Annotated in this window: 25 protein-coding genes and 1 pseudogene; 18 read left to right on the forward strand and 8 right to left on the reverse strand. The window is 70.2% G+C overall.

Translation table 11 applies throughout. The annotated features are described in order from the left end of the window. Window positions 1-12: 12 nt before the first annotated feature. Window positions 13-1194 carry a hypothetical protein gene (locus ACWD0J_RS02925; protein WP_451493941.1) on the reverse strand — a complete coding sequence of 394 codons (1182 nt, stop codon included), beginning with the start codon at window positions 1192-1194 and terminating at the stop codon, window positions 13-15. 258 nt (window positions 1195-1452) lie between these two features. Between ACWD0J_RS02925 and ACWD0J_RS02930 the strand changes: the two genes are divergently transcribed. From ACWD0J_RS02930 to ACWD0J_RS03005, 16 genes are all read left to right on the forward strand, one after another. Next, on the forward strand, window positions 1453-2133 hold the full coding sequence (locus ACWD0J_RS02930; RefSeq protein ID WP_451493942.1) for an HAD-IA family hydrolase: 681 nt from the start codon (window positions 1453-1455) through the stop codon (window positions 2131-2133). Then, the gene (locus ACWD0J_RS02935; RefSeq protein ID WP_451493943.1) at window positions 2130-2990 is read left to right on the forward strand and encodes an HAD family hydrolase; all 861 of its coding nucleotides are present in this window, start codon (window positions 2130-2132) and stop codon (window positions 2988-2990) included. The genes ACWD0J_RS02930 and ACWD0J_RS02935 overlap by 4 nt, the downstream gene beginning before the upstream one ends. Window positions 2991-3004: 14 nt before the next feature. Then, window positions 3005-3640 carry a dTMP kinase gene (locus ACWD0J_RS02940; RefSeq protein ID WP_451493970.1) on the forward strand — a complete coding sequence of 212 codons (636 nt, stop codon included), beginning with the start codon at window positions 3005-3007 and terminating at the stop codon, window positions 3638-3640. Further along, window positions 3637-4596 (forward strand): hypothetical protein, encoded by a 960-nt coding sequence (locus ACWD0J_RS02945; RefSeq protein WP_451493944.1) that lies wholly within the window; start codon window positions 3637-3639, stop codon window positions 4594-4596. Before ACWD0J_RS02940 ends, ACWD0J_RS02945 begins: the two co-directional genes overlap by 4 nt. 67 nt (window positions 4597-4663) lie before the next feature. Beyond that, entirely contained in the window at window positions 4664-5449 is a 786-nt protein-coding gene (locus ACWD0J_RS02950) for a hypothetical protein (RefSeq protein WP_451493945.1), read from the forward strand. Further along, window positions 5450-6484 (forward strand): Gfo/Idh/MocA family oxidoreductase, encoded by a 1035-nt coding sequence (locus tag ACWD0J_RS02955; protein ID WP_451493946.1) that lies wholly within the window; start codon window positions 5450-5452, stop codon window positions 6482-6484. Further along, window positions 6481-7230: an SDR family NAD(P)-dependent oxidoreductase gene (locus ACWD0J_RS02960; protein WP_451493947.1), complete on the forward strand. Its 750-nt coding sequence runs from the start codon at window positions 6481-6483 to the stop codon at window positions 7228-7230. Before ACWD0J_RS02955 ends, ACWD0J_RS02960 begins: the two co-directional genes overlap by 4 nt. Continuing rightward, the gene (locus tag ACWD0J_RS02965) at window positions 7227-7898 is read left to right on the forward strand and encodes a pyridoxamine 5'-phosphate oxidase family protein (protein WP_451493948.1); all 672 of its coding nucleotides are present in this window, start codon (window positions 7227-7229) and stop codon (window positions 7896-7898) included. The genes ACWD0J_RS02960 and ACWD0J_RS02965 overlap by 4 nt, the downstream gene beginning before the upstream one ends. Further along, entirely contained in the window at window positions 7816-8841 is a 1026-nt protein-coding gene (locus ACWD0J_RS02970; RefSeq protein ID WP_451493949.1) for a diiron oxygenase, read from the forward strand. Before ACWD0J_RS02965 ends, ACWD0J_RS02970 begins: the two co-directional genes overlap by 83 nt. Window positions 8842-8896: 55 nt before the next feature. Continuing rightward, window positions 8897-9694 (forward strand): hypothetical protein, encoded by a 798-nt coding sequence (locus tag ACWD0J_RS02975; RefSeq protein ID WP_451493950.1) that lies wholly within the window; start codon window positions 8897-8899, stop codon window positions 9692-9694. Then, window positions 9694-9975: a PqqD family protein gene (locus tag ACWD0J_RS02980; protein WP_451493951.1), complete on the forward strand. Its 282-nt coding sequence runs from the start codon at window positions 9694-9696 to the stop codon at window positions 9973-9975. The genes ACWD0J_RS02975 and ACWD0J_RS02980 overlap by 1 nt, the downstream gene beginning before the upstream one ends. Window positions 9976-10357: 382 nt before the next feature. Then, entirely contained in the window at window positions 10358-12610 is a 2253-nt protein-coding gene (asnB, locus tag ACWD0J_RS02985) for an asparagine synthase (glutamine-hydrolyzing) (protein WP_451493952.1), read from the forward strand. Further along, a complete protein-coding gene (locus ACWD0J_RS02990; RefSeq protein WP_451493953.1) occupies window positions 12600-13598 on the forward strand; it encodes an ABC transporter ATP-binding protein in 999 nt (332 codons plus the stop codon). Before asnB ends, ACWD0J_RS02990 begins: the two co-directional genes overlap by 11 nt. After that, window positions 13598-14395 carry an ABC transporter permease gene (locus tag ACWD0J_RS02995; RefSeq protein WP_451493954.1) on the forward strand — a complete coding sequence of 266 codons (798 nt, stop codon included), beginning with the start codon at window positions 13598-13600 and terminating at the stop codon, window positions 14393-14395. The genes ACWD0J_RS02990 and ACWD0J_RS02995 overlap by 1 nt, the downstream gene beginning before the upstream one ends. A 26-nt stretch (window positions 14396-14421) precedes the next feature. Then, entirely contained in the window at window positions 14422-15219 is a 798-nt protein-coding gene (locus ACWD0J_RS03000) for an ABC transporter permease (protein ID WP_451493955.1), read from the forward strand. 193 nt (window positions 15220-15412) lie between these two features. Next, on the forward strand, window positions 15413-16630 hold the full coding sequence (locus tag ACWD0J_RS03005; protein ID WP_451493956.1) for a helix-turn-helix domain-containing protein: 1218 nt from the start codon (window positions 15413-15415) through the stop codon (window positions 16628-16630). 61 nt (window positions 16631-16691) lie between these two features. Here ACWD0J_RS03005 and ACWD0J_RS03010 read toward each other — a convergent pair whose 3' ends face one another. From ACWD0J_RS03010 to ACWD0J_RS03025, 4 genes are all read right to left on the reverse strand, one after another. Further along, window positions 16692-17711 carry a pectate lyase family protein gene (locus ACWD0J_RS03010; RefSeq protein ID WP_451493957.1) on the reverse strand — a complete coding sequence of 340 codons (1020 nt, stop codon included), beginning with the start codon at window positions 17709-17711 and terminating at the stop codon, window positions 16692-16694. 17 nt (window positions 17712-17728) lie between these two features. Continuing rightward, window positions 17729-18778 carry a pectate lyase family protein gene (locus ACWD0J_RS03015; protein WP_451493958.1) on the reverse strand — a complete coding sequence of 350 codons (1050 nt, stop codon included), beginning with the start codon at window positions 18776-18778 and terminating at the stop codon, window positions 17729-17731. Between the two features lie 11 nt (window positions 18779-18789). Next, window positions 18790-19818 (reverse strand): pectate lyase family protein, encoded by a 1029-nt coding sequence (locus tag ACWD0J_RS03020; RefSeq protein ID WP_451493959.1) that lies wholly within the window; start codon window positions 19816-19818, stop codon window positions 18790-18792. A 716-nt stretch (window positions 19819-20534) separates the two neighbouring features. Continuing rightward, complete coding sequence (locus ACWD0J_RS03025) at window positions 20535-21248, reverse strand: AAA family ATPase (protein ID WP_451493960.1); 714 nt, start codon at window positions 21246-21248, stop codon at window positions 20535-20537. A gap of 393 nt (window positions 21249-21641) precedes the next feature. Between ACWD0J_RS03025 and ACWD0J_RS03030 the strand changes: the two genes are divergently transcribed. After that, entirely contained in the window at window positions 21642-21782 is a 141-nt protein-coding gene (locus tag ACWD0J_RS03030) for a hypothetical protein (protein WP_451493961.1), read from the forward strand. A gap of 73 nt (window positions 21783-21855) precedes the next feature. Here ACWD0J_RS03030 and ACWD0J_RS03035 read toward each other — a convergent pair whose 3' ends face one another. Continuing rightward, a complete protein-coding gene (locus tag ACWD0J_RS03035; protein WP_451493962.1) occupies window positions 21856-22266 on the reverse strand; it encodes a DUF6924 domain-containing protein in 411 nt (136 codons plus the stop codon). A 344-nt stretch (window positions 22267-22610) separates the two neighbouring features. On the opposite strand from ACWD0J_RS03035, the gene ACWD0J_RS03040 reads away from it, so the two are divergent. Continuing rightward, window positions 22611-23810, forward strand: coding sequence for an oxygenase MpaB family protein (locus ACWD0J_RS03040; RefSeq protein WP_451493963.1), 1200 nt, complete (start codon window positions 22611-22613; stop codon window positions 23808-23810). Between the two features lie 173 nt (window positions 23811-23983). On the opposite strand, the gene ACWD0J_RS03045 is transcribed toward ACWD0J_RS03040, so the two are convergent. Beyond that, complete coding sequence (locus ACWD0J_RS03045; protein WP_451493964.1) at window positions 23984-25180, reverse strand: TetR/AcrR family transcriptional regulator; 1197 nt, start codon at window positions 25178-25180, stop codon at window positions 23984-23986. A 162-nt stretch (window positions 25181-25342) separates the two neighbouring features. Further along, window positions 25343-25448, reverse strand: a pseudogene (locus tag ACWD0J_RS03050) (carboxyl transferase domain-containing protein); the annotation flags it as partial.

Here is a 25448-nt window from a genome sequence, read left to right on the forward strand (position 1 = left end):
CGGTGCCGGTCATCAGGCGGCGTCCGCGACGTCGAGGGACGCCCACCGCTCGTGGGTCGCCGCGAGCATGCCGTCGGGGAGCTGGCCCGACTCCAGGGCGGTGAGCCCGAAGGCGCGGTGGGCCGTGCCGGCGGCCAGGTCCCACAGCTGGGGGCCCTTGATGTCACGGCCCATCGCGTTGCGCATCTGCTGGGCCAGCGGCTGGGATCCGGCGGCGACGACGCCGCCGGCCTGGTACCACAGGCCGTTCTCCGCGCCCTGGGTCAGGTCCTGGCCGCCGAGCCGCGCGGAGTCGCAGCGGTCGGTCATCATCATTGAGTTCTCCAGGCCCATGAGGCTGACCGCGCGGCCGGCGATGGCCAGGTCGACGTGCTCGCCGTCGAAGTTGATGCACGCGGCGATCCGGCCCGTGGCGGCCTCGCGCATGATGGCCGCCGGCACCGGGCCGGCGATCTCGTCCATGGCGTCCAGCGTCCACCCCGGCAGGTCGTACGAGGCCAGCGTCGCGTCACGGGTCGCGCGGGCCCGGGTGGTGCGGAAGGCGTGCCGGATGGTCAGCGGCATGTCGTTGAACAGGTGGTCGGTCACCACACGGGCGCCCTCGCCGTTCCACTCCGTGGCCCAGGCGATGTCGACGATGTCCTTGACCAGCCGGGCGCTGAGCCCGGGGTCGGAGCGCGTGAAGTGCCCCAGGGCGGGCCGCACTCCGTGGCCGAGCAGCATCGGGACGATCCAGTCGAAGCCGGGGTGGCGGTCGAAGGTCTGGCCGTGGAAGTCCGAGGCGGGGGAGAAGGCGTCGGGGGAGAGGACCATGTAGCACAGGCCGTGGTCACCGAGGCGGGCCAGCCGCTCCCACTCCGCACGCGTCGGCGCCCACACGGTGTCGGCCGGCGTGCCGCCGTGGCTGGAGAGCAGCGGGCCCTCCAGGGCGACGCCGACGACGTGCGGGATGCGTCCGGCGCGCCTCATGGCGTCGTAGCGGCGCATGAACGTCTCGAACTCGCCCAGCCGGTGGTGGTGCAGGTACAGGGTCGGGATGCTGAGGACCCCTTCCCGTGCGCAGACGTGCTCGAGGAGTTCGAGGTCGAGCAGGGAGAACTCGGAGAAGTCCACGCCGGCAAAGCCGTGGCAGTGGACCTCCACCGGAAGCAGCGGGTCATGGGTCTGCTCGGCCGGGCCAGACAGGTTCTCCATCATTCATCCCTCTTCGCGATTCCTGCTGATTGTTGTCAACATCGGTTTGACAATACTTGACAGATGGGGTCGGCGGTCGTTGACCCTACCACCGGAAGCGCCTGAATCAAGAGGCAGTTGAAGAGGTAGGCGCCCGGGTCCCGGTGGGCTGGGCGTTGCCAAGAGCTGTCAAGTTATGACCTCCCGGGCTTGACTCAACTGTCAAGACGGTCCTAGGTTGATCCGAGATCACCGTCAGACGAGCCAAGGGGGCGGCAGGTGGGCCACGAACTGGTCGTCTTCGACAACAGCGGTGTCCTCGTGGACAGCGAGGCCCTGGGCAACCGTCTGCTGGCCTCGATGCTCACGGACGAGGTGGCGCCGACGACGTTCGCCGAGGCCGTCGAGCACTACCTGGGGAAGTCCTTCGCGGACATGGCCGAAACCGTTTGCCGGCGAACCGGCACGACGGTCCCCGACGACTTCCAACCCCGCTTCCACGCCCGGCTCTTCGACACCTTCGCGCAGGAACTCACGGCGGTGGACGGAGTGCGTGAGGTGCTGGACGACCTCGACGCCCGCTCCATCCCCTACTGCGTCGCCTCCAACGACACCGCCGAGCGGGTCGCCGTCTCACTGGGCCTGACCGGCCTCGCCGTCCGGCTGCACGGCCGGATCTTCGGCGCCGACCAGGTCGACCGCCCCAAGCCCGCCCCCGACCTCTTCCTCCACGCGGCACGCAGCCTCGGCGTGGACCCCCGGGCCTGCCTGGTCGTCGAGGACAGCGCACGGGGAGTCGCCGCCGCCAGGGCGGCCGGCATGACCGTGTTCGGCCTCGCGACACTCACACCGCGCACCCGGCTCGGCGCCGCCCACCGTGTCCTCGGTTGTATGGGGGAGTTGCGTGAACTGATTCCCGCGCTCTTTCCCGACCGGCTCCTGGAGGAGACCCGCCGATGACCGACGACCGACGCCCCGGACTGCACGTCCTCGATCTCGACGGAACGCTGCTGCGTTCCGACGCCACACTCAGCGCGTACGCCCGCGACGGACTCAACGCGCTGCTGGACGCGGGCACTTCGCTGACCGTGGCCAGCGCGCGCAGCGCCGTCGCCATGCGCAGTCTGCTCGCCGGCGTGCGGCTGACACTGCCCGTCATCGAGCTCAACGGCGCGTTCCTCACCGACCTCGCATCCAACCGGCACCTAACCCACCGCACCCTCGGCCCCGAGACGGCGGCCACCGCGCTGGACGCGCTCGCGCACCTCGCCGCCGAACCCGTGCTGACCACCTGGGACGGCAGCCACGACCGCGTCCTGCACGGACCCTGCTCCAACCCGGCCACCGCCTGGTACACGCAGGAGAAGCGCGCGTACGGCGATCCACGGCTCGGCGCCTACCAGGACCCGTACGCCGCGGTCGCCTCCACGCACACCGCCGCGGTGATCGCCTTCGTCCCCGACGAGGAGGCGAAGGCCGCCGTCACGTTTCTCGAGCAGGCCCTCGGCGCCACGGCCGCCGTCCTGGCCGCCGCCAACCGCTACGTACCCGGCTGGACCGAGGTCCAGGTCGCGCACCCCGAGGCCGAGAAGGGCCTGGCCGTGTGCGAGCTGGCGCGCACCGCGGGCCTCGGACACCTGCCTCTGACCGTGTACGGCGACCACCTCAACGACCTGCCCATGTTCGCCGTCGCCGACCGAGCCGTCGCCCCCGCCAACGCCCACCCGGAGGTCCTCGCGCGGGCCACCGCCGTCACGGCCGCCAACGACGAGGACGGCATCGTCCGTCACCTGCTGGACGGGGCCGGGCCCTGCTGATCGTCACGGAGGGCATCGACGGCAGCGGGAAGTCCACGGTCGCGCGCCTCGTCGCACGGGAGCTCGACCCGGGCGGCACCATCCCCGCGGGCAAGAAGGACATCGCGGCGGCCGACCCGGGAACCGAGGCGCGGGCCGCCCTGCTGCGCGAGCTCATCTGGTCCTCGCCCGAGAAGCAGGGCGACACCTACGGGGCCGCGCACTGGATCCTGCTCATCGCCTCCTGGTACGCGGGACTGGCCCGGCTGCGCCCCGAACTGGCGGACTCCGGCACGCTGGTCGTGATGGACGGCTGGTACTACCGGAACATCGCCAAGACGCTGATCCGCGAACCCCTGGACGCGCGCTGGGTCGAGTCGCTCTTCGCCCCCGTCCCCGAACCCGCCCTGACGGTCCTGCTGGACGTCGCGCCCGAGATCGCCTGGTCGCGTCGCGACGGCTTCAAGGACACCGAGATCGGCCGCTGGGACGGGTTCACCGGCCCGCCCCGCGCGTCCTTCTGCGGTTACCAGACGCTCGTACGCCGCGAGCTGCTGCACATGGCGAAGGCCCGCGGCTGGCTCGTACTGACCCCGGACCCGGCCGATCCGCCGGAGCGCACCGCGGCCGCCGTGGTGGCGGCGGTGCGCACGCTGAGGAGAACACCGTGAGCCCCACCCGCGATGTGGTCGGCACCTCCGACCTCGATGTCTTCGCCGACACGCTCGCCGACGTCATGGCCGGGCGGTGCCCGCAGGACGAACTCAACCGGCTGCCGGCCGCCGGCTCACCGGTGGCCCGGCGGATCCGCAGCGCGTACGAGAAGACACCCGCCACGGCACCGACCGCCCGGACCGCCCAGGAACCGCCGGCCCCCCACGGCGGGCCGCTGCCCGACCCGCTGCCGCCCCAAGGAGAAACCGTGATCGACCAACTCGACCGGCTCACTGTCGACTGGACCGACTTCGAAGCGGCGGGTGAAATCACCCGCGACCTCGTCCAGCGCCTCGCGGACGACAAGGAGTCCCTGCGCAAACTCGTCTACGACGTGGAGAACAAGCCGGAGCTCCTCGCCATGTGCGAGCGCCATCAGCTGCTCGACTACATCGTCCTGTACGACGCGCTCGACCGGGGCGTCCGGCTGCGCCTGCACATCTCCACCGACGATCACTTCGACCGCCCGCACGACCACCGGTTCTCCTTCTCCAGCCGCATCGTGACGGGCGGTTACACGCACACCTTGTACCACATGGGCGACGACATCTACGGCGACGGCCCCGACCCGGAGGCGCGCCAGTACCTCGACCGTCACCACCCGGACCCACGGGCCCGGGGCAAGCTGGAGAAGCTGACGCCGCACATCGTCCGCTGGGAGGCGCCGGGCAGCTGCTACACGCTGCACCACAGCGCCATCCACACCACGTTCACCACCCCCGACACCGTCTCCCTCTTCCTGCGCGGGCCGGCCGAGAAGGACCGCTCCGTGATCATGGACAAGCAGGAGGACACCCTCTGGTGGCGCTTCGGTCACCAGGACGAGCCCGAGGAGCGCCGTCGGCAGAAGGTCATGGGCCTCGACGCCTACCGGCAGATCCGCGAGCGCCTGGAGCGGCTCGGTGTCGTCTGACCGCCCGCGCGGTCCCGTTCCGTTCCGCACCGGTCCACCGGTGCCCTTCTGAGGAGAACACCCCGACATGAGCATCGAGACGGCAGACCGGGTACACGTCAACAACACCGCAGTCGCACTCTTCGAGGACGTCGGGCCCATCGACTGGGACGACCTGCCCGCGGCGGCCGAGCTGACGCAGCGGCTCATCCGCGAGTTCGCCGCCGACAAGGCCCTCTTCCGCCGACTGCTGTTCGCCGTCGAGCACGACCCCTATCTGTGGGCCAAGTGCGAGGAGGACGTGGTCGAGGACAAGATCGTGCTCTGGGACGACGTGGAGAAGGGCCTGCGCATCAGGCTCCGCATGTCCACCGACCACCAGCAGCAGCTCGCCCACAACCACCGCTTCTCCTTCACCAACCTCGTGCTGCGCGGCACCTACCTGCACCGCAACTACGTGGCGCGCAACGGCTTCGACGAGAACACCCTGCCGGACGACGTGCGGCCGGTGATGCTGCACGTGGACCGAGCCGACGAGTGCTTCACCATCCACCACAACGCCCTGCACTCCACGCCGTTCACCGAATTGGGCACCATCTCCCTGGTGCTGCGCGGCAACCCGGTCAAGGAGCGGGCGCCCGTCATGTTCAAGGAGTCCCGGGGCCGCGAGGAGGCCCTGGGCCGACTGCGGCAGGGCCGGCAGGACACTCCCGGCGAGCTGTCCGAGGTGGAGCCGGAGGAGGCGGCCGTCGGCACCATGTTCTGGCGGGTCGGCGAGGACCGCGAGTCCGCCGAGCGCCGCGCCGAGCGGCAGATGACCAAGGAGAAGTACCACTTCTGGTGCCGCCGGCTGGAAGAAATAGGGATCATCTGAATGTCCATCCGACGGATCACGCGCGGGCGAGCAGCACTGCGCTACGGGCTCATCGGCCCCGGCACGCACGCTCAGGAGAATCTGCTGCCCGCCCTGTCGGCGCTGGACGGTGCCCGGCTGACCGCCGTCGCCGCCCGCCGGCCCGAGGCCGCCGAGGAGGCGGCACGACGCTGGGGCGCGGATCTGTGGACCGACGACTGGACGGAACTGGTCGACGGTGAGGGCGCGGCCGAGATCGACGCCCTGGTCGTCGCCGGTTCCCCTCAACTGCACGCCGAGGTCGTACGGCGGGCCCTGGCCCGCGGCATCAGCGTCTTCGTCGAGAAGCCCCCCGCCCCCGACACCGAGACGCTCGACAAGCTCGTCGTGGACGAACGCGACGCGCCGCCCGGCACGGTGGCGTTCGTCGGCTTCAACTTCCCCCACGGACAGCCGTACCGCACACTCCGGGACACCCTGCGCTCCCACGGCACGCTGCGCACCTTCGACCTCCGCATGGTCTCGGCCAAGCCGACGTCACCGGTGTGGGGCTGCGCCACGGTGCAGGACAGCCTGATCCAGGGACTCGGCACCCACGCGGTCGACATGGCGCTGCGTGAACTCGGCGTCCCGGACCGGATCACGGCCCGGCGCGCCGGCATCGACGCACAGCGCCTGGCGCTGCGGATCTTCCTGGAGTACGCCGACGGCCGGCTGGCCACCCTGCTGCTGGGCAACTGGTCCAACCGCCTGGAGTACCGGTGCGAGCTGGTCACCGACGAGGCCGTCGTCGGAGTCCTGGACCACTTCGACACGCTGACCCTGAGCCGTCCGGCGAGCGCGCCCGGCGCGGGTGTCCTCGACGGCAAGGAGACGCTGCGCCACGACTGGCCGGGCCGCCGGGGCGGTTACGGCCGCACCGGCTACTCGACCGAACTGGAGAGCTTCCAGAGCAGCGTCCGGAACGGTGAGCCCAGCGGCTCGCCGCTGTCGGCGTGCCTGGAGGTCTACCGCGTCCTCGACGAGGTGCGGCGGCAGACGGGAGCACGGCCGTGAACGCCGTGTCGGTGTCCCTGGAGGGGCGCACGGTGCTCGTCACGGGCGGCGGCAGCGGCATCGGCCGCGCCGTGGTGGAGACACTCGCCGCGCTGGGCGCACGGGTCGCGGTCAACCACCCGCCCGGCACGCCGCCGGAGGGAGACGGCGGGCAGCTGCCCGAGGGCTGCTTCCCGGTGGCGGCGGACGTCCGTGACCGGCAGCAGGTCGCCGCCATGTTCGAGACGGTCGGCCGCAGGTTCGGCCGGCTCGACGTCCTCGTCAACAACGCCGGCGTGTTCCCGCGCGCGCAGGTCCTGGACCTCGACGAGGCCCTGTGGGACCTCGTCCTCGACACCAACCTGAAGGGCGCGTTCCTCTGCGCCCAGCAGGCGGCCGCGCTGATGATCCCGCAGGGTGGCGGACGGATCGTGAACGTGTCGTCGAGCGCGGCGTTCACCGGCTCGCCGAAGGGGGCGCACTACGCCGCGAGCAAGGCCGGCCTCGTCGCCCTGGGCAAGTCGCTGGCCCGCGCCCTGGCCGGGCACGGCATCACCGTGAACACGGTCGCCCCAGGCGTGACACGGACCGCCCAACCGGGCCTGGACGACGAGGGGTTCGCGGCTGAGGGCCTGAAGATCCCGCTGGGCAGGGTCGCGCGGCCGCAGGACGTGGCGAACACGGTGGCCTTCCTCGTCGGCGACCTGGGCGGCTATCTGACCGGGCAGACGCTGGGCGTCAACGGAGGCGCGGTGATGGTGCCGTGAGCCCGTCCGGCGTTCCGGCCGACGGCTCGCTGCGCGAGGAGCTGGCACAGCGGTGGGGCCGCCCGCTCGCCCGGGTGGAGGCCAAGCTCTCGCCGGTGGTGCACGCGTGGCTGCGCGAGTTCATCTCGCTGTCCCCGTACGTGGTGCTGGCGAGCGCCGACGGGCAGGGGCGCTGTGACGCCTCGCCCCGCGGCGGCGCTCCCGGCTTCGTACGGATTCTCGACGAGCGGACGCTGTTCGTGCCGGAGGAATCCGGCAACAGGCTCCTGCAGACCCTGCACAACCTGGAGGAGAGCCCCGGTGTCGGCCTGCTCTTCCTCATCCCCGGCATGCGGGAGACCGCCCGGGTCAACGGGCGCGCCGAACCGGTGTCGCGCAGTGATCCGCGCTGGCCGGCGCTCCCGCTCGACGAGGAGGAGCGGGAGCGGCTGCTGTGGGGGTCGCTCGTGCACGTCGAGGAGGCGTACTACCACTGCGGGCGCGCAGGCCGCTTCGCCGATCTGTGGGACACCAGCCGGATCAACCGCCATCAGTCGGACCCGCCGTTGCCCAAGAGGCCGGCCGCAACAGGAGTGGGGGAGAAGCATGTGCGGCACAGTCGGCCTGTTCATGGGGTGCTCGGCAGTGAGCCTGTGCCCCAAGCAGGCGCTGTTCGACCACCGGGCTGACCAGGACGCACGGAGCGACTACGTCAGCCCGTTCCGCAACTGGGACGAGCGCGCCACCGTTCGTGTCGCCGAGCGCCGCACACTCGCCCCCCTCACGGCCGGACAGGGCTTCTTCGCACCCGAGCTGGTGCCGCTCGCCTCCCACCCGCTGATCGCGGCGCTGCGCGACGAGCGGCCCGACGTCTACCGCGATGTGCTGATCCAGCATCTGTACCGCTACCTGGACTTCACCGCGAAGCTGGAGCACCTGGTGGTCAACCGCACCGTGCTCGGCATCGCACACGGCACCATCGGCGTCCGGCTGCCGGACGCGATGCGGCTGGACGCCTTCAGGATCTACTGCGACGAGGCGTACCACGCGCTGTTCTCGGCGGACCTCGCGCGACAGGTCCGCGACCTGACCGACGTGGGACCGCAGCTGCTGCAGGTCCCCTACTTCATCACGCGTCTGGAGCGCTTCCTGGAGGAGACGCCGGACGACCTGGCGGCACTCACCGAAGTCCTTTTCGTCATCGTGTCGGAGACGCTCATCACGGCGCAGCTGTCGGACCTGTGGAACGACCGGAGTGTGGCTCCGGCGGTCCGCGAGACCGTCCGCGACCATGCCCAGGACGAGGGCCGCCACCACGCCTATTTCGCCATTCTGCTGCGTCACCTGTGGGGACAGCTGACCCCCGCCACCCGACGGCGCGCCGCACTTCAGGTGCCCCGGCTGATCCGTATCTTCACCGACCCCGACGTGCCGTCGGTGGAAAGGGAGATCACCGGTTACGGACTCTCCCGCGACGACGCGAAACGCATTGTGGCCGAGCTGTTTCCGGACGCGGCCGTCTCGGCGTACGCGAAGGGCGTCGCGCAGCAGACTGTCCGGCATTTCGCCTCGGTCGGGGCGCTGGACGACGAACAGGTGCGTGCGGAATTCACGACGCACGGACTGATGTGAAGCACGCACGCATGTGATGCACGCCCTCAGACAGCACGGACCGAAGGACATATCCATGATGCAGACGATCACCGCAGAGGACGGCCCGCGTCTCCTGGGCCACCTCCGGGAGCAGGGCCTCCTGCCGGACGCGTACCGGTGTGTGTACGCGGCCGGCTCCCTGGTGCGCGGGTGGGGCAACGAAACGAGCGACCTGGACCTCTACGTGGTCACCGACGAGCCCTTCCCGGCCCACGACGCGGGCGACTTCCACCCGGTGGGTCTGGTCCCGGACCGTGTCCCGGTGGCGGTCCCCACCCTGGACGGACGGCGCGGGGACGTCGAGTACTGGCTGACCGGCCAGTACGCGCAACTCGGCGAGAAGGTCTCCTGGGAGGCGTACCGCAGCGAGCGGGACATCGGGGCCACCGTGAGCCAGTTCGAGCGCGACTGCCTGGTCAAGCTGGGGCACGCCGTCGCCCTCGACGGCGCGGACTGGCTGGCGGAGCAGCAGCGCCGGCTGCGGGTGTCCGCCTTCGGCCGGACGATCACCGCGCACAGCCTCGACCTCGCGGACACCTTCGCCGAGGACGCCCTGGGCCAGCTCGGCTCGGGCGACGCCGAGAGCGCGCTGCTCACGGCGAAGCTCGCCTTCGGATACGCGGCGGACGCGCTGCTGGCGCACCACGGGGAGTTCGGCACCACCGCCAAGTGGCGGTCCAGGAAGTACCGGGCCGCCGCGCCCGTGGTGCTGCCCTTCGAGCGGTACTGGGCGATCGAGACCATGCGCGACTACGACCCGGCCGATCCCGGCCGGTGGATCGAGGACGTCATCGGCTGCGTCCGGCGCATCTCGATGGAGGCGGAGGTCTGATGCCCACGAACATCGGGGCGCGCAGCGTCCCCAGGCACAGTCTGGAGGTCCGCATCAGGACCTCCGGGGGCGCGATCCTGCTCGCCCGCTACGACCAGGCCTACGAACTGCCCGAGGTGGCGGCGTTCATCTGGCGGCGCATCAACGGCACCGACACCGTCGACGACATCGCCGTCTCGGTGGCCGAGGAGTACGGAATCGACGCCGGCACGGCACTCGACGACACCGCGGAAATGCTCGGGTGGCTTCTCGAGGAGAAGCTGGTGAATTTGGCCGCCTGAATTCTTTCTCCTTAAATCCGGCCTCCTTATGGCATGCCGGAAAGCCGTTCGCGCAATTCGCGGACGGCTTGGAGGCGTTTATCGAAAATGCTTCCCGAGGGATTTCTTCGAATGTACCGCCGGAGCTTGCGGAATGGTTCGCGGTGTCCCTACTATCAATTCAGCACGCCGGGCCGGACGAGCCGGAGCGGTGAATTGACCAATGAAGAGGTGTATCAATATGAAGCAGTACAACAAGCCCGAGGCCAAGAAGATCGATTTCGGCCGCGTCATGATGGTCGTCCGCTAACCACAAGCGGACCAAGGGCGCCTCTCCTCCACTTGTCGAGGGGCGCCCTTCCCCATTCCCAGAAACAGAACCCATCCGGAAAGGAACGGGAGCATGTGCGGACTCGGCGGTCTGGCCCGCATCGACGCGCACGACCTCGGTGTCGAAGCCGACGCAATCCTCACGACCATGGCCCGCACGCTCGCGCACCGCGGACCCGACGCGGAGGAACTCCTGCGTCAGGGGCCGGTCGGCATGGCGTTCACGCGGCTGTCCCTGGTGGACCCGGAGAACGGCGGACAGCCCCTCTACAGCGAGGACCGGTCGGTCGTCCTCATCGCCAACGGCGAGGTCTACAATCACCGCGAGCTGGAGGCGACCCTGCCGGCCGGCACCCGGATGCGCACCGGCTCCGACTGCGAGGTGCTGGTACACCTCTACCAGCACAAGGGCCTCGACTTCCTCGACGACGTACGCGGCATGTTCGGCCTCGTGCTGTGGGACCGGCGCCGGGGCGTGCTGCTCCTCGCCCGCGACCACTTCGGCGTGAAGCCGCTCTACTTCACCCGTGACCGCCGGCGGATCGCCTTCGCCTCCGAGATCAAGGCGCTCTTCGCCGACCCGGCCACCCCGCGCCGCGTCGACTGGGACAGCGCCCTGGTCAACCCCCTGATGACGTCGGCGCCCTCACTGGACCTGGCCCCGCCGTCCACCTACTTCGAGGGCGTCGAGTCCGTGCCCGCCGGGACCATCCTGGAGATCGACCTGCGCGACGGCGCGACCCGACGCCACACCTACTGGCGACTCCCCGACTTCGACGGCGACTCCACCCGCACCGACGAGGAGATCGTCGCCGAGTTCCGCGAGTTGCTCGCCGACTCGGTGCGCGTCTGCGCCACCGCCGACGTGTCCATCGGCCTGTTCCTCAGCGGCGGTGTCGACTCGGCCGCCGTCGCGGCGCTCGCCGCGGACACCACCGACCTGCGGACCTTCTCGGTGCTGAGCGGCTCGACGGTGGTCAACGGGGACGCCGAGCACGCCCGCATGGTCGCCGACAAACTCGGTGTTCCCAACCACCAGATCCGCTTCGACGCCTCCCGGCCGCCCACCGCCGACGAGTGGAAGCGGCTGCTGTGGCTCACCGAGATGCCCACGTGCAGCCCGGAGCAGTACTACAAGCACGAACTCCACCGCTACGTACGCGCCGAACACCCCGAGATCAAGGGCATGCTGCTGGGCGCCGCCGCCGACGAGTTCTGCGGCGGATACTCCAGCACCCTCTCCGCGGACGGCACCTGGGCGGGCTTCGAGGCCGGCCTCGCCGGCATGGCCCGCCGCGGCCTGCTGGAGGACGGCCGCCCCAAGCGCGGCGCGTGGTGGGAGGGCACCGAGGGCGGTCTGCTCACCGACGCGGCACTCGGCCACGGCAGGAGCCTGCTCGCCCGCGACCCCTACGCCGCCTTCGTGACGGCGAAGATGAGGGACGTCGAGCAGTTCAACTGCTGGCAGGAGGACCGCACCGCGGCCGGCAGCGGCACCGAGGCCCGCGTCCCGTTCCTGGACCGGCGTCTGGTCGAGCTGGTCGCGTCGATCCCGGCGGCCCGGCGTGAACGCCTGCTGTGGGACAAGGCCGTCATCCGCGAGGCGGTCGCCGACCTGCTGCCGCCCGAGGTGGTCCACCGCCCCAAGATCCCCTTCTTCTACGGCGAAGGCATCCAGCACACCCACCGGCCCTTCATCGAGATGCTCACCCACGACGGCTTCGCCCTCGTCGAGGAAGCCCTGGCCACCGAACGCGGACGGACCATGCTCGACGCCGACCGGGTCCGCGCCCTGCTGCGCCGCCTGGCGGACGCACCGCTCACGGCCCACGTGGAGCGTCTCCTGCCGCTGCTGAACCTGTGCCTCCTCGACGCGATGGTCGCCGAACTCCCGCCGCCGCTCGTCGACTCCGCCGTACTGCTGCCCGCGCCCCGCCCCGCCCACCGGTTCACCGAATGGGAGGCGGCGGTCCCGCAGATCGCGTCACTGGTCTTCGCGCCGTCCCGCTGGACGGAGCACAGCGTGATCACCCTCGCGGACCACGTCACGCTGCTCCAGGACCCCACCGGCACCTCCTACCTGGCGGTCGACGGCTCCCTCGAGTACGTGCTGGAGGACGGCGGCGACTGGACGCTCATACTGCACGCGCTCGACGGCACCCGCACGCTCGCCGAGGTGTGCGCGGCCCAGGGCAGTGCCCCCGAGTCCTTCCGCAACCTGCTGGACGACTCCCTCGATCTCGGCCTGCTGCGCCTGCACGAGCCGGCCGCCGCTGTCGCCGTCACCCCCGCGGCGCGTGACGAGAAGGCCGCCCATGACCACTGACCTGGCGATCGAGGCCGATGGCCTGGCCCGCTCCTACCGGACGCGGACCGGCTGGCTCAGGCCCCAGCGCAAGACGATCGAAGCGGTCCGCGACGTCTCCCTCGCCGTGGGCCGCGGCGAACTGTTCGGCCTGCTCGGCCCGAACGGCGCGGGCAAGACCACCACGATCAAGATGCTGAACACGCTGCTGCTGCCCACCTCGGGCTCGGCACGCATCCTCGGACACGACGTGGCCCGCGACCCGATGGAGGTGCGCCGGCGCATCGGCTACGTCTTCGGCGGCGACCGCGGCCTGTACGAACGGCTGTCCGCGCTGGACAACCTCCGCTACTTCGCGGAACTGTACGGCGTCGAGCCGCGTGAGCAACTGCCCCGTATCCACGAGCTCCTGGAGACCGTGGGACTGCGGGGCCGGGAGAAGGAGCGGGTCGAGGGCTACTCCCGCGGCATGCGGCAGAAGCTGCACATCGCGCGCGGACTGCTGCACCGGCCCGAGGTGCTGTTCCTGGACGAGCCGTCGATCGGCGTGGACCCCGTCGCGGCCCGCGACCTGCGCCGGGTGGTCGCCGATCTCGTCAAGGGCGGTACCACCGTCCTGCTCACCACCCACTACATGGCCGAGGCCGACGAACTGTGCGACCGCATCGCGGTCATCGCCTCGGGAACCCTGCGCGCCGAGGGTACACCGGCCGAACTCAAGGACCGGGTCCGCAAGCTCGACGTCCTGGAGGTCGAGGTGCACGGAGAGGTCGGGGAGGAGCCGCTGCGGCGGCTGAGGGAGACCGCGGGCATCGAGCGGGCCACCGTCGAGACCAGCGGCACCGTGGACGTCGTCACCGTCCACGCCCGGCCGTCCCACGGCACGCACACCTCCGTCATGGCGGCCCTCGCGGATCTGCGCACCGGCAAGGTGACCACGCGCGAGCCCACTCTGGAGGACGCCTACGTCTCCATCATCAGCGGTTCGGCCGCGGCGGGGAGCACGTGATGGCGTACCGCACCAGCCGCGGCCCGTACCGCTTCTGGCGGCTCATGGCGGTCGGTCTGCGCACGCACGTCCTGTACCTGTCCCGCTCCGGAGTCGAGCTGGTCATGGCCGTCTTCGCCCCGCTGGTCTTCGCGACCCTCGCCGTCTACCTGTTCCGCGCCGGCGACCACCCGGAGCGCCTGCTCCAGGCGGCGGTGGGCACCGGCCTGATGGGCGTGTGGTCCGCCGTCCTGTTCGGATCCGGCGGCGCCATCCAGGAACAGCGCTGGATGGGCACGCTGGAGACGCTGGTGTCGGCGCCGACGCGGCTGTCGCTCGTCCTGCTGCCGATCACCTTCGCGACCGCGTTCGTCGGCATGTACTCGATGGTGGCCACCCTGGTGTGGGGCGTGGTGCTCTTCGACATCCCCTTCACGCCGGCCTCGCCGGCCCTGTTCGTCCCCGCGGTCCTCGTGTGTGTGGTCGCGCTCGGCATGATGGGCGTCCTCATGGCCGCCACGTTCGTCCTGCTGCGCAACGCCAACGCCCTGGCCAACGCCCTTGAGTACCCGGTGTGGATGTTCTCCGGCGTCCTCGTCTCCACCGCCTCCCTGCCGGAGTGGACGCGCCCGGTCACCTGGGCGCTGCCGACCAGCTGGGCCGCCCGCGCGGTCCAGGCGGCGACGGGCGGCGGAGACGTCCTGCGGCCGTCGGCCGTCGCGCTCGGCCTCGGCGCCGGATACGTGGCCGTGGCGTTCGTCGCCCTCGTCTGGGTGGAGCGCCGTGCCCGCGGCACAGGCACCCTCGCCCTCACCTGAGCGCCGGAAACATCGGAGACGAAGCGATGACTGCTCTGACACGCGCACTGCGCCTGGCCTTCCACGGCGGAGGCCTTTCCTACCGCGCCCTGTTCAACTGGACCACGCCGCCCATGTTCATCGGCACGCTGCTGGTGGGTCCCCTGTTCCAGATCTTCTTCTTCGTCCACGTCGGACGCAGCCTCGGGGTCGCCGACGACCGCTTCTACCTGCTGGGCAACACGGTCCTGGCCACCAGCATGCCCTGCGTGTACGGCGCGATCATGGCCGTCGCGAACGAGCGGCGGTACGGCACGCTCGGGGCGGTGCTGCTCAGCCCGCGCTCCCGGGGCCTCATCTGGGGCGGCCGGGTGCTGCCTTACGTCGTCAACGGGTTCGCCGTCATGACCTTCATGATGCTCGTGGGCTGCCTGGTGCTGGGCCTCGAACTGCCGGCGTCGACGCTGTTCGGCCTCGCGCAGGTGTTCGTCGTGGCCGCGACCTCGTGCGCCCTGTTCGGTCTGGCGCTCGGAGCGCTGGCGATCCGGATCCGCGACGTGTTCGTCGTCTCCAACGCGGCAGCGACCCTGCTGATCCTCTTCAGCGGTGCCAACCTGCCGCCGGAGTCCATGCCGGGCTGGATGGACGCGATCGGCTCGGTCCTCCCGCTGCGCCACGCCATCGAGGCCCTGCGGGCCCTCTTCGACGGCGCGTCGCTGGCCGTGGTCTGGTCGAGCCTGGGGTGGGAGGCGGTGGTCGCGCTGGGGTACGCGGCGCTGGCGTACGGCCTGCTCCGGTTCTTCGAGTGGCGGGGGCGGGCGAACGCGGCCCTGGACGTCATGTGAGGCCCGGGGTCCCGACGGGCGTCGCTGCGGCCGGTCAATTCTTGCCTAATCGATTCGACGCATATTGCCAATGAAGGCAATATTTGCCTCGATTGCCACGGCGTGGGATCATGCGCGGGTGGGTCACTGGACTCACCCCCGTTCGGGCCTCGTTCCCGTCGGGAGGAGAGAGACGTCCGCACAGAGGTGCAATGTGCTCGAGCAGCCAGCATTCGGCAAGCGCCTGCGCCAGCTCAGGCAACGCCGCGGCATCTCACAGGTCGACCTCACCGGACCGGGCATGTCGGCCGCCTATCTGTCGAGGCTGGAGTCCGGGAACCGCCGGCCCACCGACCGGGCCGTCGCCTACCTGGCCGAGCGGCTCGGGGTGCCCGGCGAGGCGTTCGAGGACGACCGGCCCGAGGACAGCCTCACCGACCTCGTCGCGACCGTGGCCGCCACCCCGGAGCGCGACCTCGACAGCGAGACGGGCAGGCTCCTCACCCAGAGCCTCGACGCGGCCGGCGAGGCGGACCCGCTCACCCGCTGGCACGCGCTCACCCAACTGGCCCGGGTGTACGAGGTGCTGGGCGACTTCCGCAACGAACACGAGGCCCTCGTCCGCCTCAACGCCCTCAGCGAGGACCTGGGACGCGCCGCCTTGCAGGTCCGCGCCCGGCTCAGGCTCGCGCGCTGCGCCCGCGACCTCGGCGACGCGAAGGCCGCCCGGGACGCGGTGACCGAGGTGCTGGCGCTCCGCGACGAGCGGCAGCTGCGGCTCTCCGCCGCCGAACTCGTGCGGAGCAAGCTTCTGCTGGTGTCGGTCCAGGCCGAGCTCGGCGACCTGGCGGCAGCCGCGCGGCTGGCCGACGAGGTGTGCCAGCCGCTGCGGGGCACGACCGGGGTGCTCGCGGCCGAGGCGTTCTGGAGCGCCGCCACGGTGGCCGCCCGGCAGGGCAATCACGCAGCCGCCACGGAACGCCTGCTGGAGGCCATGGCCGCCATCGACAGCCGTGACGACCTGAAGCTCTGGATCCGGCTTCGGCTGGCCGGCGCCTCCCTCTCCCTGGCGGCCTCACCGCCCCGGGTGGCGGACGCCGAGTCCTTCCTCGCGGAGGCCGAACCCGCCCTCAAACTCATCGGCACCCCGCGCCACCAGCAGGAACTGCTCTATATCCAGGCGAAGCTCGCCTTCCACCAGGGCGCGCCCGACCGCGCGGTCGAACTGCTGACGGCGGGCGAGGACGGCCGGCACCTGCTGTCCTACCGCGACCAGATCCGTTACGACGTCCTGCGCGGCCTGCTCGCCCTGCGCGCGGGTGACCCCGACGCCCTCGGCCGGCTGCGGGAGATCGCCACCCGGGTACAGGCCGGGAACATGCCGGACCTGGCGGCCGAGGTGTGGCGTACGGTCGCCGAGAACACGATCTAGGGTCTGCTGTGACAGTGGATCTCGAGTTGGTGACTTCGACCAGCACTGTCGCAACAGACCCCTAGAGACCGATGGTGCCCGGGCCCGCGCCCCGCATCACGACGTCCTTGACGGTCTGCGGGTCGTCGACGGTGTAGTCGTAGTAGTCCGCCGGGTCCTCGACGCTGCCGCCCGTGACCGGTTCTCCGGTGTCACCGACGAACACGTTGTTCCGTTCGACGATGTTGCCGTCCGGCCCCGAATAGCTGTTGGTCATGGGCTCTTCGACGTCGTCGAAGTAGTTGCCCTCGACGAAGCAGCCGGAGTCGGCGTTGCAGGCCGGACCGGTGTCGCTGTTGTCGAAGAAGTAGTTGTTGTAGATGTGCACCGGGTCTCCGAAGCGGGTGCGCGGATTGCGCTGCGGGGTGCGGTCGTACCAGTTGTGGTGGTAGGTCACCTTCAGCCGGCCGATGTCCTGGGCGCCGTTCTTGTCGGAGTGGCCCAGCAGCATGTTCTTGGCGTGGTGATGGGTGTGGTTCCAGGAGACGGTGATGTAACTGGAGCCCCGCTTGATGTCGAGCAGCCCGTCGTAGCCGGCGGACAGGTCGTTGTGGTCGATCCAGATGTGGTGCGAGAACATCTGGATGTTGATGGAGTCGTCACTGGCGTTCTTGAACGTCAGGTTCCGGACGATGACGTTGTGCACGGCGTTCGCGGGTGGGGACGTGACGCTGTCGCTCGCGGGGAGGCCGATGTTCAGGCCGCCGCCGGAGATGCCGGAACCCGCGCCGACACCGACGATCGTCTTGTCGGAGCTGACGTCGTACATGCCGGCGGGCAGCGTGATCGCGCCGTTGACGCGGACGACTCTCGGCCCCTCGGCTTTGACGGCGGCGATGAGGTCGGCGGCGGTGGAGACGGTCACGGTGGGACCGCCCGCGCCGCCGGTCGTGCCGTTCTGGCCCCATGCGGTGACACTCGCGAACCCGCTGGGTGCCGACTCCGCCCGTACGGCCAGGGAGGCGGGGGCAGGTGAGGGAGCGGCGGCCGTGGCGGTCAGCGCGGCCAGGGCCGTGAGGAGGAGCGTGCCTTTGCGGTGCATCGTGAGCCTCCTGGGTTTCAGGCGATCCTGCCGACACCCACGCCGGCCGGGACGGTGGTGGGGACGGTCGACGGGGCGTCGAGGGTGTACGCGTAGAAGGTGCGCGGCTCGATCACCGTGCCCAGCGTCTGCGGCACCCCGGAGTTGACGTACAGGTTGTTCCGCTCGACCACCCGGCCCGGACCACTGTCGTCGTAGCCGGAGTAGATCGGGTGGGCGACGTTCTCGAAGTAGTTGCCCTCCACCAGCACTCCCGCGTCCTCGGTCGAGGCCACGCCGTAGAGCCGGTTGTCGCGGTAGTGGTTGTTGTAGACGTGCACCGGCTCGGCGAACCGGACGCGCGGGTGGCGCTGGTCGGTGCCGTCGAAGAAGTTGTGGTGGTACGTCACGCGCAGTTTGCCCCGGTCGGCCGTGTAGGTGTCGTTGTGACCGAGCAGGCACGTCTTGCTGTGGTCGTGGAAGTGGTTCCAGGAGACGGTGACGTAGTCCGACTCCCGCTTGATGTCGAGCAGTCCGTCATACCCCTGGGAGAAGTCGCAGTGGTCGATCCACACATGGTGGGCGCGGTTGGTGACGCTCACGGAGTCGTCGGAGGCGTGGGTGAAGCGGATGTTGCGGATGATGACGTTGTTGCCGGGCCGGGTCGTGGAACCGAGCTGGAGACCTCCGCCGGTGATCTCGGCGGTGGAGCCGACGCCGAGGACCGACTTGTCGGCCACCACCGTGACCATGCCGCCGATCTCGATGCGGCCGGAGACCAGGACGGTGTAGGGGGAGTTGCGGCCCACGTAGTCGGCGAGCTGGGCGCCGGTGGTCACGGTCACGGTGGGCCCGGCGGCACCGCCCGTGGTGCCGGTCAGGCCGAGCGCGCTGACACCGGCGAAGCCGTCGGCGCGCTCGGCCGCCAGAGCGAGGAGCCGGTCCGCAGGGGTGTCCGGGGCGGGTGCCGAGGGGTTCGAGGCCCGGGCACCGGGGGCCATGCCCACGGTCAGCAGAGCGGCGGAAGCCGTGGTGGCGGCGGTCCCCAGGAGCAGGCCGCGGCGGGTGACGGGGCGAACTTCTGACACGGAGGTCTCCTTCAGATCCGGCCGACGCCGGCGCCGGCGGGAACGATCGCGGGGAGGCTGGCAGGGGCGTCGAGGGTGTAGGGGTAGAAGGTGCGTGGCTCAACGACCGTGCCGAGCGTCTCGGGCTCTCCGCAGTTCACGTAGACGTTGTTCCGTTCCACCACCCTGCCGGGTCCGCTCTCGTCGTAGCCCGAGTAGATCGGGTGGGCGACGTTCTCGAAGTAGTTGCCCTCCACCAGCACTCCCGCGTCCTCGGTCGAGGCCACGCCGTAGAGGGTGTTGTTCCGGTAGTAGTTGTTGTAGACGTGCACGGGTTCGCCGAAGCGGACGCGCGGATGGCGCTGGGCCGTGCCGTCGAAGAAGTTGTGGTGGAAGCTGACCCGCAGCTTGCCCCGGTCCTGGCTGCCGTTGGCGTCCGAGTGGCCGATCAGCATGGTCTTGCTGTGGTCGCGGAAGTGGTTCCAGGAAACGGTGATGTAGTCGGCGCCGCGCACGATGTCGATCAGACCGTCCGCGCCTGTGCTGAAGGTGCAGTGGTCGATCCAGATGTGGTGCGAGGACTGCTGGATGCTGAGGGAGTCGTCGTCGGCGCCGGTGAACCGCAGGTTCCGGATGATCACGTTCTGCCTGCGGTACATGTCCAGGCCACCGCCGGTGATCTCCGCGTCGGTGCCCAGCCCGACGATGGTCTTGTTCGACCGCAGGCCCTGCTTGCTGCTGATGCGCAGGGTTCCCGAGACCTGGATGACGTAGGGCTCGTTGCGGTCGCAGTAGTCCAGGAACGTGTCGGCGTCGGTGACGGTGACCACCGGGCCGCCGGCTCCACCGGTGGTGCCGGGCAGGTCCAGCGCGGGAACGCCCGCGAAACCGTCGGCGCTGGAGGCTGCCGCGGCGGCTCGTGTCCGCCGTGCCGCCGTGGCGGGCGTGGCCGCCCGTGCCTGGCTCGCTGTTCCGGTGGCGGGCAGGGCGGCGAGGGCCGCGGTGGCGGCGGTGCCCGCGAGTAGGCCGCGGCGGGTGGGGGAGGGGCGTTCTCTCGTCATCGTTTCTGCTCCTCAGATCTGTCCGAGGCCGGCGCCGGCCGGGACGGCGGAGGGAACTCGGCCGTCCGGTGCGTGGTGCAGGGCAGTACGGGCGCGGCTCGCCGACCGAACCTCGCGTCTCGATGAGGCGGTTGTCCGACGGGAACGTCGTCGCGCGCGCCCAGGTGCCAGAGGCCGCCGCTGGAGCCCACGGGGTGGAACTCACGGGGGCAGGGGCGTTGACCCAGGGAAGAGAAGGAAAGGCGCGCGAAGGCAGAGCCAGAAGACGCGGAGCTCCGGGAGAAGGCGATCTGCGCGGCGGCGATCAGTCCCGGGTCGACCCGCACGCTTCTGGATAATCGCATCAGACAGCCCTTTCTAAAGGAATTGCTGATCACGAAATTGAAGGCGCCTTTTGGTCGACTGAGCTGCCGTAATGTCGACGGAATGTTCGGGCAAGCGCTTTCCTTTGGAAGGTAGACTCCTGTCACGGGCGCGTCAACTGGGGCGTACGGTGACGAAAAGCGAAGTTTCTCAACACGAACGAACAAAGCCCTGCTGGGTGAGAAATGAGCCTTGTGGAGCCGGCCGCCCGGCTGATGCCGGGCGGCCGGAACACCTCGGCGAGTCCGACCACGCAGCCCAGTTGGCACATCGGCACGCTCGTCGGCGAACGCCGAGGGCCGGGCCTTCTGCATCGCCCATGTGACGAGGGCTGAGGGCCGAGGGGGACTCGCCTAGAGTTCGACGATGTGCCGCAGGTAGGTGTGCGGCTCGGCGAGATAGCGGCGCCAGTGATCCACGACGCCGAGCTCCCGCCAGGCGACCCTCCGCATACCGTGCTCACCGACCTCGATGATGTCCGCGCCCGGCAGCGCGGTCAGCAACGGGGAGTGCGTGGCACAGATGACCTGGCCGCCTTCCTTGGCCAACCGGTCGATGTGTCCGATCAGCTCAAGGCACGAAGAGAAGGAGAGAGCTGCCTCCGGCTCGTCGAGAACATAAAGCCCGGCGTGGAGGAACTTCCCGCGGAACGCCGCGAGAAAGCCCTCACCATGGCTGACATGGTCGGGCGAGAACCCCTCCCTGCCCAGGGCGTCCAGCGCCGTCTCGGCACGCAGGAAGAAGCCCTTGCGGGCTGACCAGCTGGTGACCATACGGCGCCCGCGCCCCGAGGCGGCGTCGAATTTCATACGCTCGCCGAGCGTCGACTTGCCGCGCGGGGAAGCGTAGCGCCAGTCGTGGGAGCCGCCGTAGCAATCCAGACCGAACCCCTCCGCCAGCGCTTCGACCAGGGTTGACTTCCCCGACCCGTTCTCACCGACCAGAAAGGTCACCGGTGCGGTGAACCGCAGCCCCTCGTCGAGCAGTTGCCGGACACAGGGCACCGACCAGGGCCAGGTTCCCTCGTCGTACGAGGAGAGATGGACATACGCGCGTTCGATAATCACGCAGCCAGTGTCGCCCGCGCGCGGAAAGCGCACGTGCCCGTGCAGCCGGCGTCAGTACCTCGCGCTCGTTGTCGCCGGGGCTCCGGTCGGTCACGCAACCGTTCCCATGCGCCGCGCGGCGGCGCCCTCAGAGCCCTCAGCGCCTCCACGCTGAACTCCGCACGTTCGAGTCGGCGGAATGCGCCAACTGGGGGTGAGCGGTGACGATGATGGTCCGGCTGGCCAACCGACCGGCGTCACTCTTGCCGACTGCGAAGCGTCACAACCTTCTGACCACCAGAACAGTCCGGCACCTTCATGTGCCAACTGTGCCGCGTCTTGGCCACGCAGCACAGTGCCGCCGCGTCCCCGGTTCCTGCTCGCCGAGGCCGGGCGGATTCTACGATCCTGTGCGTGCTGGATCCCGTGCTGCTGGCACGGATCACCGCGCGCCGCGCGGAACTGGACGCCCTCGACAAACAGTTGGCCAAGCAACTGGCGGAGGTCGAGCCGAGCGGGACGAACTCGCCGTCGCCGAAGTCCTTGAACGGGTGAGCGATCAGCTCGCCGATGAGCGTGCCCCGGCCGCACCGATGCCTGGGCAGGTGGATGGCCGGGCGGTGATGGCTCAGAAGCCTCGGAAAACGCCGTCCTCGTCGACGGCGCCGGCGAACTCCTCGAAGTCCATGTTCGCCTCCGAGAGGTTGTTCTCGATGCTCCACAGCTCGGCTGCCACGACGCGGACACACCGCCCACGCTCACCCCGCAGGTCCACCACGAGGAGAGGCAGTTCGGCCGAGGCGACAGCTGCGGAGTCCGCCAGGACAAGAAGCGGATGCTGGTATAACGCAGGGATCAGGTCGAGGGCCTGGTCAGGTGTCAGGCCCTCGTACCCGCGGTCATCGACGAGTGCGACGTTGGCCAAGAAGCCGTCCCTGCTGGGCGAGTACAGCGCCGCCCGCAGAGCGTCCCACGCACCGTCCGCCGAGTAGTCGGTGCGCACGACGAGGGCTTCCAGGGTGGTGGGGAGCTGATCCATGTGCGGACAGTACCGCCAACCCGGTGAACCATTCCGGTCACAGCACCGGCCGATGATGTCGTCCCGCTTCCGGTTCCCGGCGCTCGGAACACGGGCGAGGCGCGGATGCCCGGATGTCCGGATGCCCGGATGCTGCCGGACGTTGCGCCGCAGAGCGACGGACGAACCGTGGACCGACATCGCCGACGAGCCCTCGGTCACCGCCATTGCCGACGGCAACGTACCTCGCTATGTTAATCGAGAATCACATTCGTGCGACAAGGTCGACCAGGCTCTGGCTGCGCAACCGGCCAGTCTGCAAGGCATCTGGGATCATCTGGCCCATCAGGGAAGCAGGTAAGTCAATGGAGAACCTCAGCAGGCGAAAAGCTCTGACGCTCGGTGTCGCGCTCGGCCTCGCGGGCGTGGCGAACCCCGCGCAGGCGTGGGCGTCGACGGGCTCGGTGACCGGAGCCGCCGCGGGGACCGGTCCGGAGTGGATCTGGGACGACGCGGCGGACCCCCTGATGGCTTCGATGCTCGACAACGGACACGTGCCGGAGATCAACACCGCGTGGGCCTCGTGGGTGAACAACAACGACCCGCTGCCCAGCGGCCTGCCGGCCGAGTTCACCGCATACCTGCGGCAGGTCAACAAGCTGCCCTCCTGGGCCGACCCCGCCAAGCTGGCCCGCGCCGCCGACTTCAACCGGCGCCGGGACCTGTACCTCTTCATGCTGTACGGCCTCGGCGGCGGGATCATGAGCACCGTGATCCCGCGCGAGGCCAAGAGCGTCTACTGGTCCGCGGGCGGCGCCGACATGCAGGACCGCGCGGCCAAGACGTTCACGTTCGGCTACGACCTGTCCCAGCGGGGAGCCTTCGAGCCGACGGGACAGTTCGTCGTCACCGCCAACAAGACGCGCGTGGTGCACGCCGCGGTGCGTCACCTGCTGCCGCAGTCGCCGCACTGGCGGGCGGTCGCCGACGAGACCATCCCGATCAGCGCCGCCGACATCCTGGTCACCTTTCACAGCCTGGGCACCTACGTACACCGCAAGTTGCTCGACTGGAAGATCCCGTTCCCGGCCGCGGACCGGGAGGCGTTCCTGCACTCGTGGCAGGTCGCCATCCACCTGCTCGGTGTGCCGTACGAGCACATCCCCCCGACCTGGGCGGCCGCCGAGAAGCAGGCGGCGCAGGTGCTCGACCCGATCCTCACTCCGTCGACTGAGGGCATCGCACTGGCCGAGGAGCTGCTCGGCCTGACCGCGCAGATCGACCTCGGCGTCACGCGCGGGTTCCTGAACGAGTTCGTGCGCTACGTCCTCAGCGACGAGGTCGGCGACTGGCTGGGACTGAAACGCGACTACGCGGCGGCGGCCCTGGTGCGCACCGCATGGCCGGCGTACATCCTGTTTCGTGAAGGGCTGTCGCCGGTCATGCCCGGCACCTTCTACATGGTCGACCAGTTCGTGCGCGCCCTGGCCATGCTGTTCCTCAACAAGGGCACCTCCGGGACCACCACCCCCATCACGATCCCCACCGGAAACCGGCCGGGATGAGCCGTCGGTCCGATCCCGTCTGTGCCCGCCCCATGGCGGAGGGGCCGGGGGCGGGCATCAGGCTGACCCCGCACGAGGCACCGCACGACGCGCTGCACAGGCGCCGCACGAGGCACCGCACGAGGCACCGCACGACGCGATGCCTCGTCACCGTCGGGTTCCGGCGACGGCCGTCAGAGACCCAGCGCGCCCAGGACCAGAGCGGTCACGGCCTCACGGTGGTCAGGGCTGTCCCGCCACCGCAGTCTGCGTCCCGCCTCGACCACCACGCCGAATGCCGCGTGCACCAGCACCCGGGCCTGGCGCGGGTCCAGCTCCGGACGGGCCAGCCGCAACTGCTGCTCCCAGACGGCGATGTGGTCGCGCTGCGCGAGGACCACGGGCCGCCGCAGGCCGTCCGGCAGGCCGGGGACCTCGGCCTCGGCGACGCTGTTGAGGTCGGTGTACTCGAAGCTGTAGGCCACGTACGTCGCCGCGAGCGCGACGACGGCGTCGTGCGGGCCGGCCACCTCACGCAGGCTCCGCTCCACCCCCTGGGCCAGCAGTCCCGCCGCCTGGAGGCAGGCCGCCGCCAGGATGTCGATCTTGCCGGGGTAATGGCGGTAGAGCGCGGACGGGGTCAGTCCCACCGCTTCCGCGATCTGTCCGTTCGTGACGTTGGCGAATCCGTCCCGGGCGAACAGCGGGATGGCGGCCGCGAGGATCTCCGCGCGTCGCGTGCGCGGCACCGGCCGGGCGGGCAGCTCGACGGGGTGTGCGCCCGGCCGGTGCGCCGCCGGATCGGTCGCGGCCACGCGCAGCGCGGACGCCAGGAGCAGGTCCTCGGCGCGGCGCCCGGCGATGGAGGTGTGATGCATCGTGATGGACCCGATCGCACCGAGGGCCGCCATGGCCCGCAGGCGCCCGTCAGGCAGCGGATGCTCGCGCTGCACCGCCTCGTCGACCCGCTCGACGAGACGACCGAACTTCACCGCGAGACGCCGGCGGTCCTCGCGGTCGAGGTACCGGGCCTCCCACCGGTACACGCCGCCCGACGCGCGATGAACGACGGTGATCCGGGTGACGGCGCTGAGCAGGTCCGTCAGGGCCGCCCCGGGCGGCTCCTCGTCGAGCGCGGCGACCAGTCCGTCCACCATGACGTGGGCGCACTCGGCGAACAGCGCGTACTTGTTGGGGAAGTGCCGGTACAGAGCGGCCGCGGTGATCCCCACGCCGGCGGCGACCTCCTCCATGGACGCCGCGTGGTAGCCGCGTTCACTGAAGACCCGCCCGGCCGCTTCGACGATGAGTTGCTTGCGGTTGCGGGGCCGAGTGGCCGCGGTCCGACGGGCGGTCGCGGCCGAACGGCCGGATGGGGAGGCGGGGGCCATGCGGATCAGTCAATCACACGGCGTCAGGAGGCCCGGCTCCCTCGGCGAGGACCGCACAGGACGTGATTCCAGGATCACTTGCCAGGTTATTCGGTGTCCCGCGACATGAAAGGCTCGTGCCGACCGCCGACCGCCGACCGCCGACCGCCGACCGCCGACCGCCGACCGCCGACCGCCGACGTGGCCGCGAAGTCCCTCGCCGGTGACCGTCTTGATGACGTCCGGGCCGGTGATGAACATGTGCGAGGTCTGGTCGACCATGACCGTG

It is taken from the genome of Streptomyces sp. NPDC003011, from assembly GCF_053591515.1.

Coding starts and splice junctions, on each gene's coding strand:
- ACWD0J_RS02925 (WP_451493941.1), bottom strand. CDS start 1,194: ATGGAGAACCTGTCTGGCCCGGCCGAGCAGACCCATGACCCGCTGCTT.
- ACWD0J_RS02935 (WP_451493943.1), top strand. CDS start 2,130: ATGACCGACGACCGACGCCCCGGACTGCACGTCCTCGATCTCGACGGA.
- ACWD0J_RS02950 (WP_451493945.1), top strand. CDS start 4,664: ATGAGCATCGAGACGGCAGACCGGGTACACGTCAACAACACCGCAGTC.
- ACWD0J_RS02955 (WP_451493946.1), top strand. CDS start 5,450: ATGTCCATCCGACGGATCACGCGCGGGCGAGCAGCACTGCGCTACGGG.
- ACWD0J_RS02970 (WP_451493949.1), top strand. CDS start 7,816: ATGTGCGGCACAGTCGGCCTGTTCATGGGGTGCTCGGCAGTGAGCCTG.
- ACWD0J_RS02975 (WP_451493950.1), top strand. CDS start 8,897: ATGATGCAGACGATCACCGCAGAGGACGGCCCGCGTCTCCTGGGCCAC.
- ACWD0J_RS02980 (WP_451493951.1), top strand. CDS start 9,694: ATGCCCACGAACATCGGGGCGCGCAGCGTCCCCAGGCACAGTCTGGAG.
- asnB (WP_451493952.1), top strand. CDS start 10,358: ATGTGCGGACTCGGCGGTCTGGCCCGCATCGACGCGCACGACCTCGGT.
- ACWD0J_RS02990 (WP_451493953.1), top strand. CDS start 12,600: ATGACCACTGACCTGGCGATCGAGGCCGATGGCCTGGCCCGCTCCTAC.
- ACWD0J_RS02995 (WP_451493954.1), top strand. CDS start 13,598: ATGGCGTACCGCACCAGCCGCGGCCCGTACCGCTTCTGGCGGCTCATG.
- ACWD0J_RS03000 (WP_451493955.1), top strand. CDS start 14,422: ATGACTGCTCTGACACGCGCACTGCGCCTGGCCTTCCACGGCGGAGGC.
- ACWD0J_RS03010 (WP_451493957.1), bottom strand. CDS start 17,711: ATGCACCGCAAAGGCACGCTCCTCCTCACGGCCCTGGCCGCGCTGACC.
- ACWD0J_RS03020 (WP_451493959.1), bottom strand. CDS start 19,818: ATGACGAGAGAACGCCCCTCCCCCACCCGCCGCGGCCTACTCGCGGGC.
- ACWD0J_RS03035 (WP_451493962.1), bottom strand. CDS start 22,266: ATGGATCAGCTCCCCACCACCCTGGAAGCCCTCGTCGTGCGCACCGAC.
- ACWD0J_RS03040 (WP_451493963.1), top strand. CDS start 22,611: ATGGAGAACCTCAGCAGGCGAAAAGCTCTGACGCTCGGTGTCGCGCTC.
- ACWD0J_RS03045 (WP_451493964.1), bottom strand. CDS start 25,180: ATGGCCCCCGCCTCCCCATCCGGCCGTTCGGCCGCGACCGCCCGTCGG.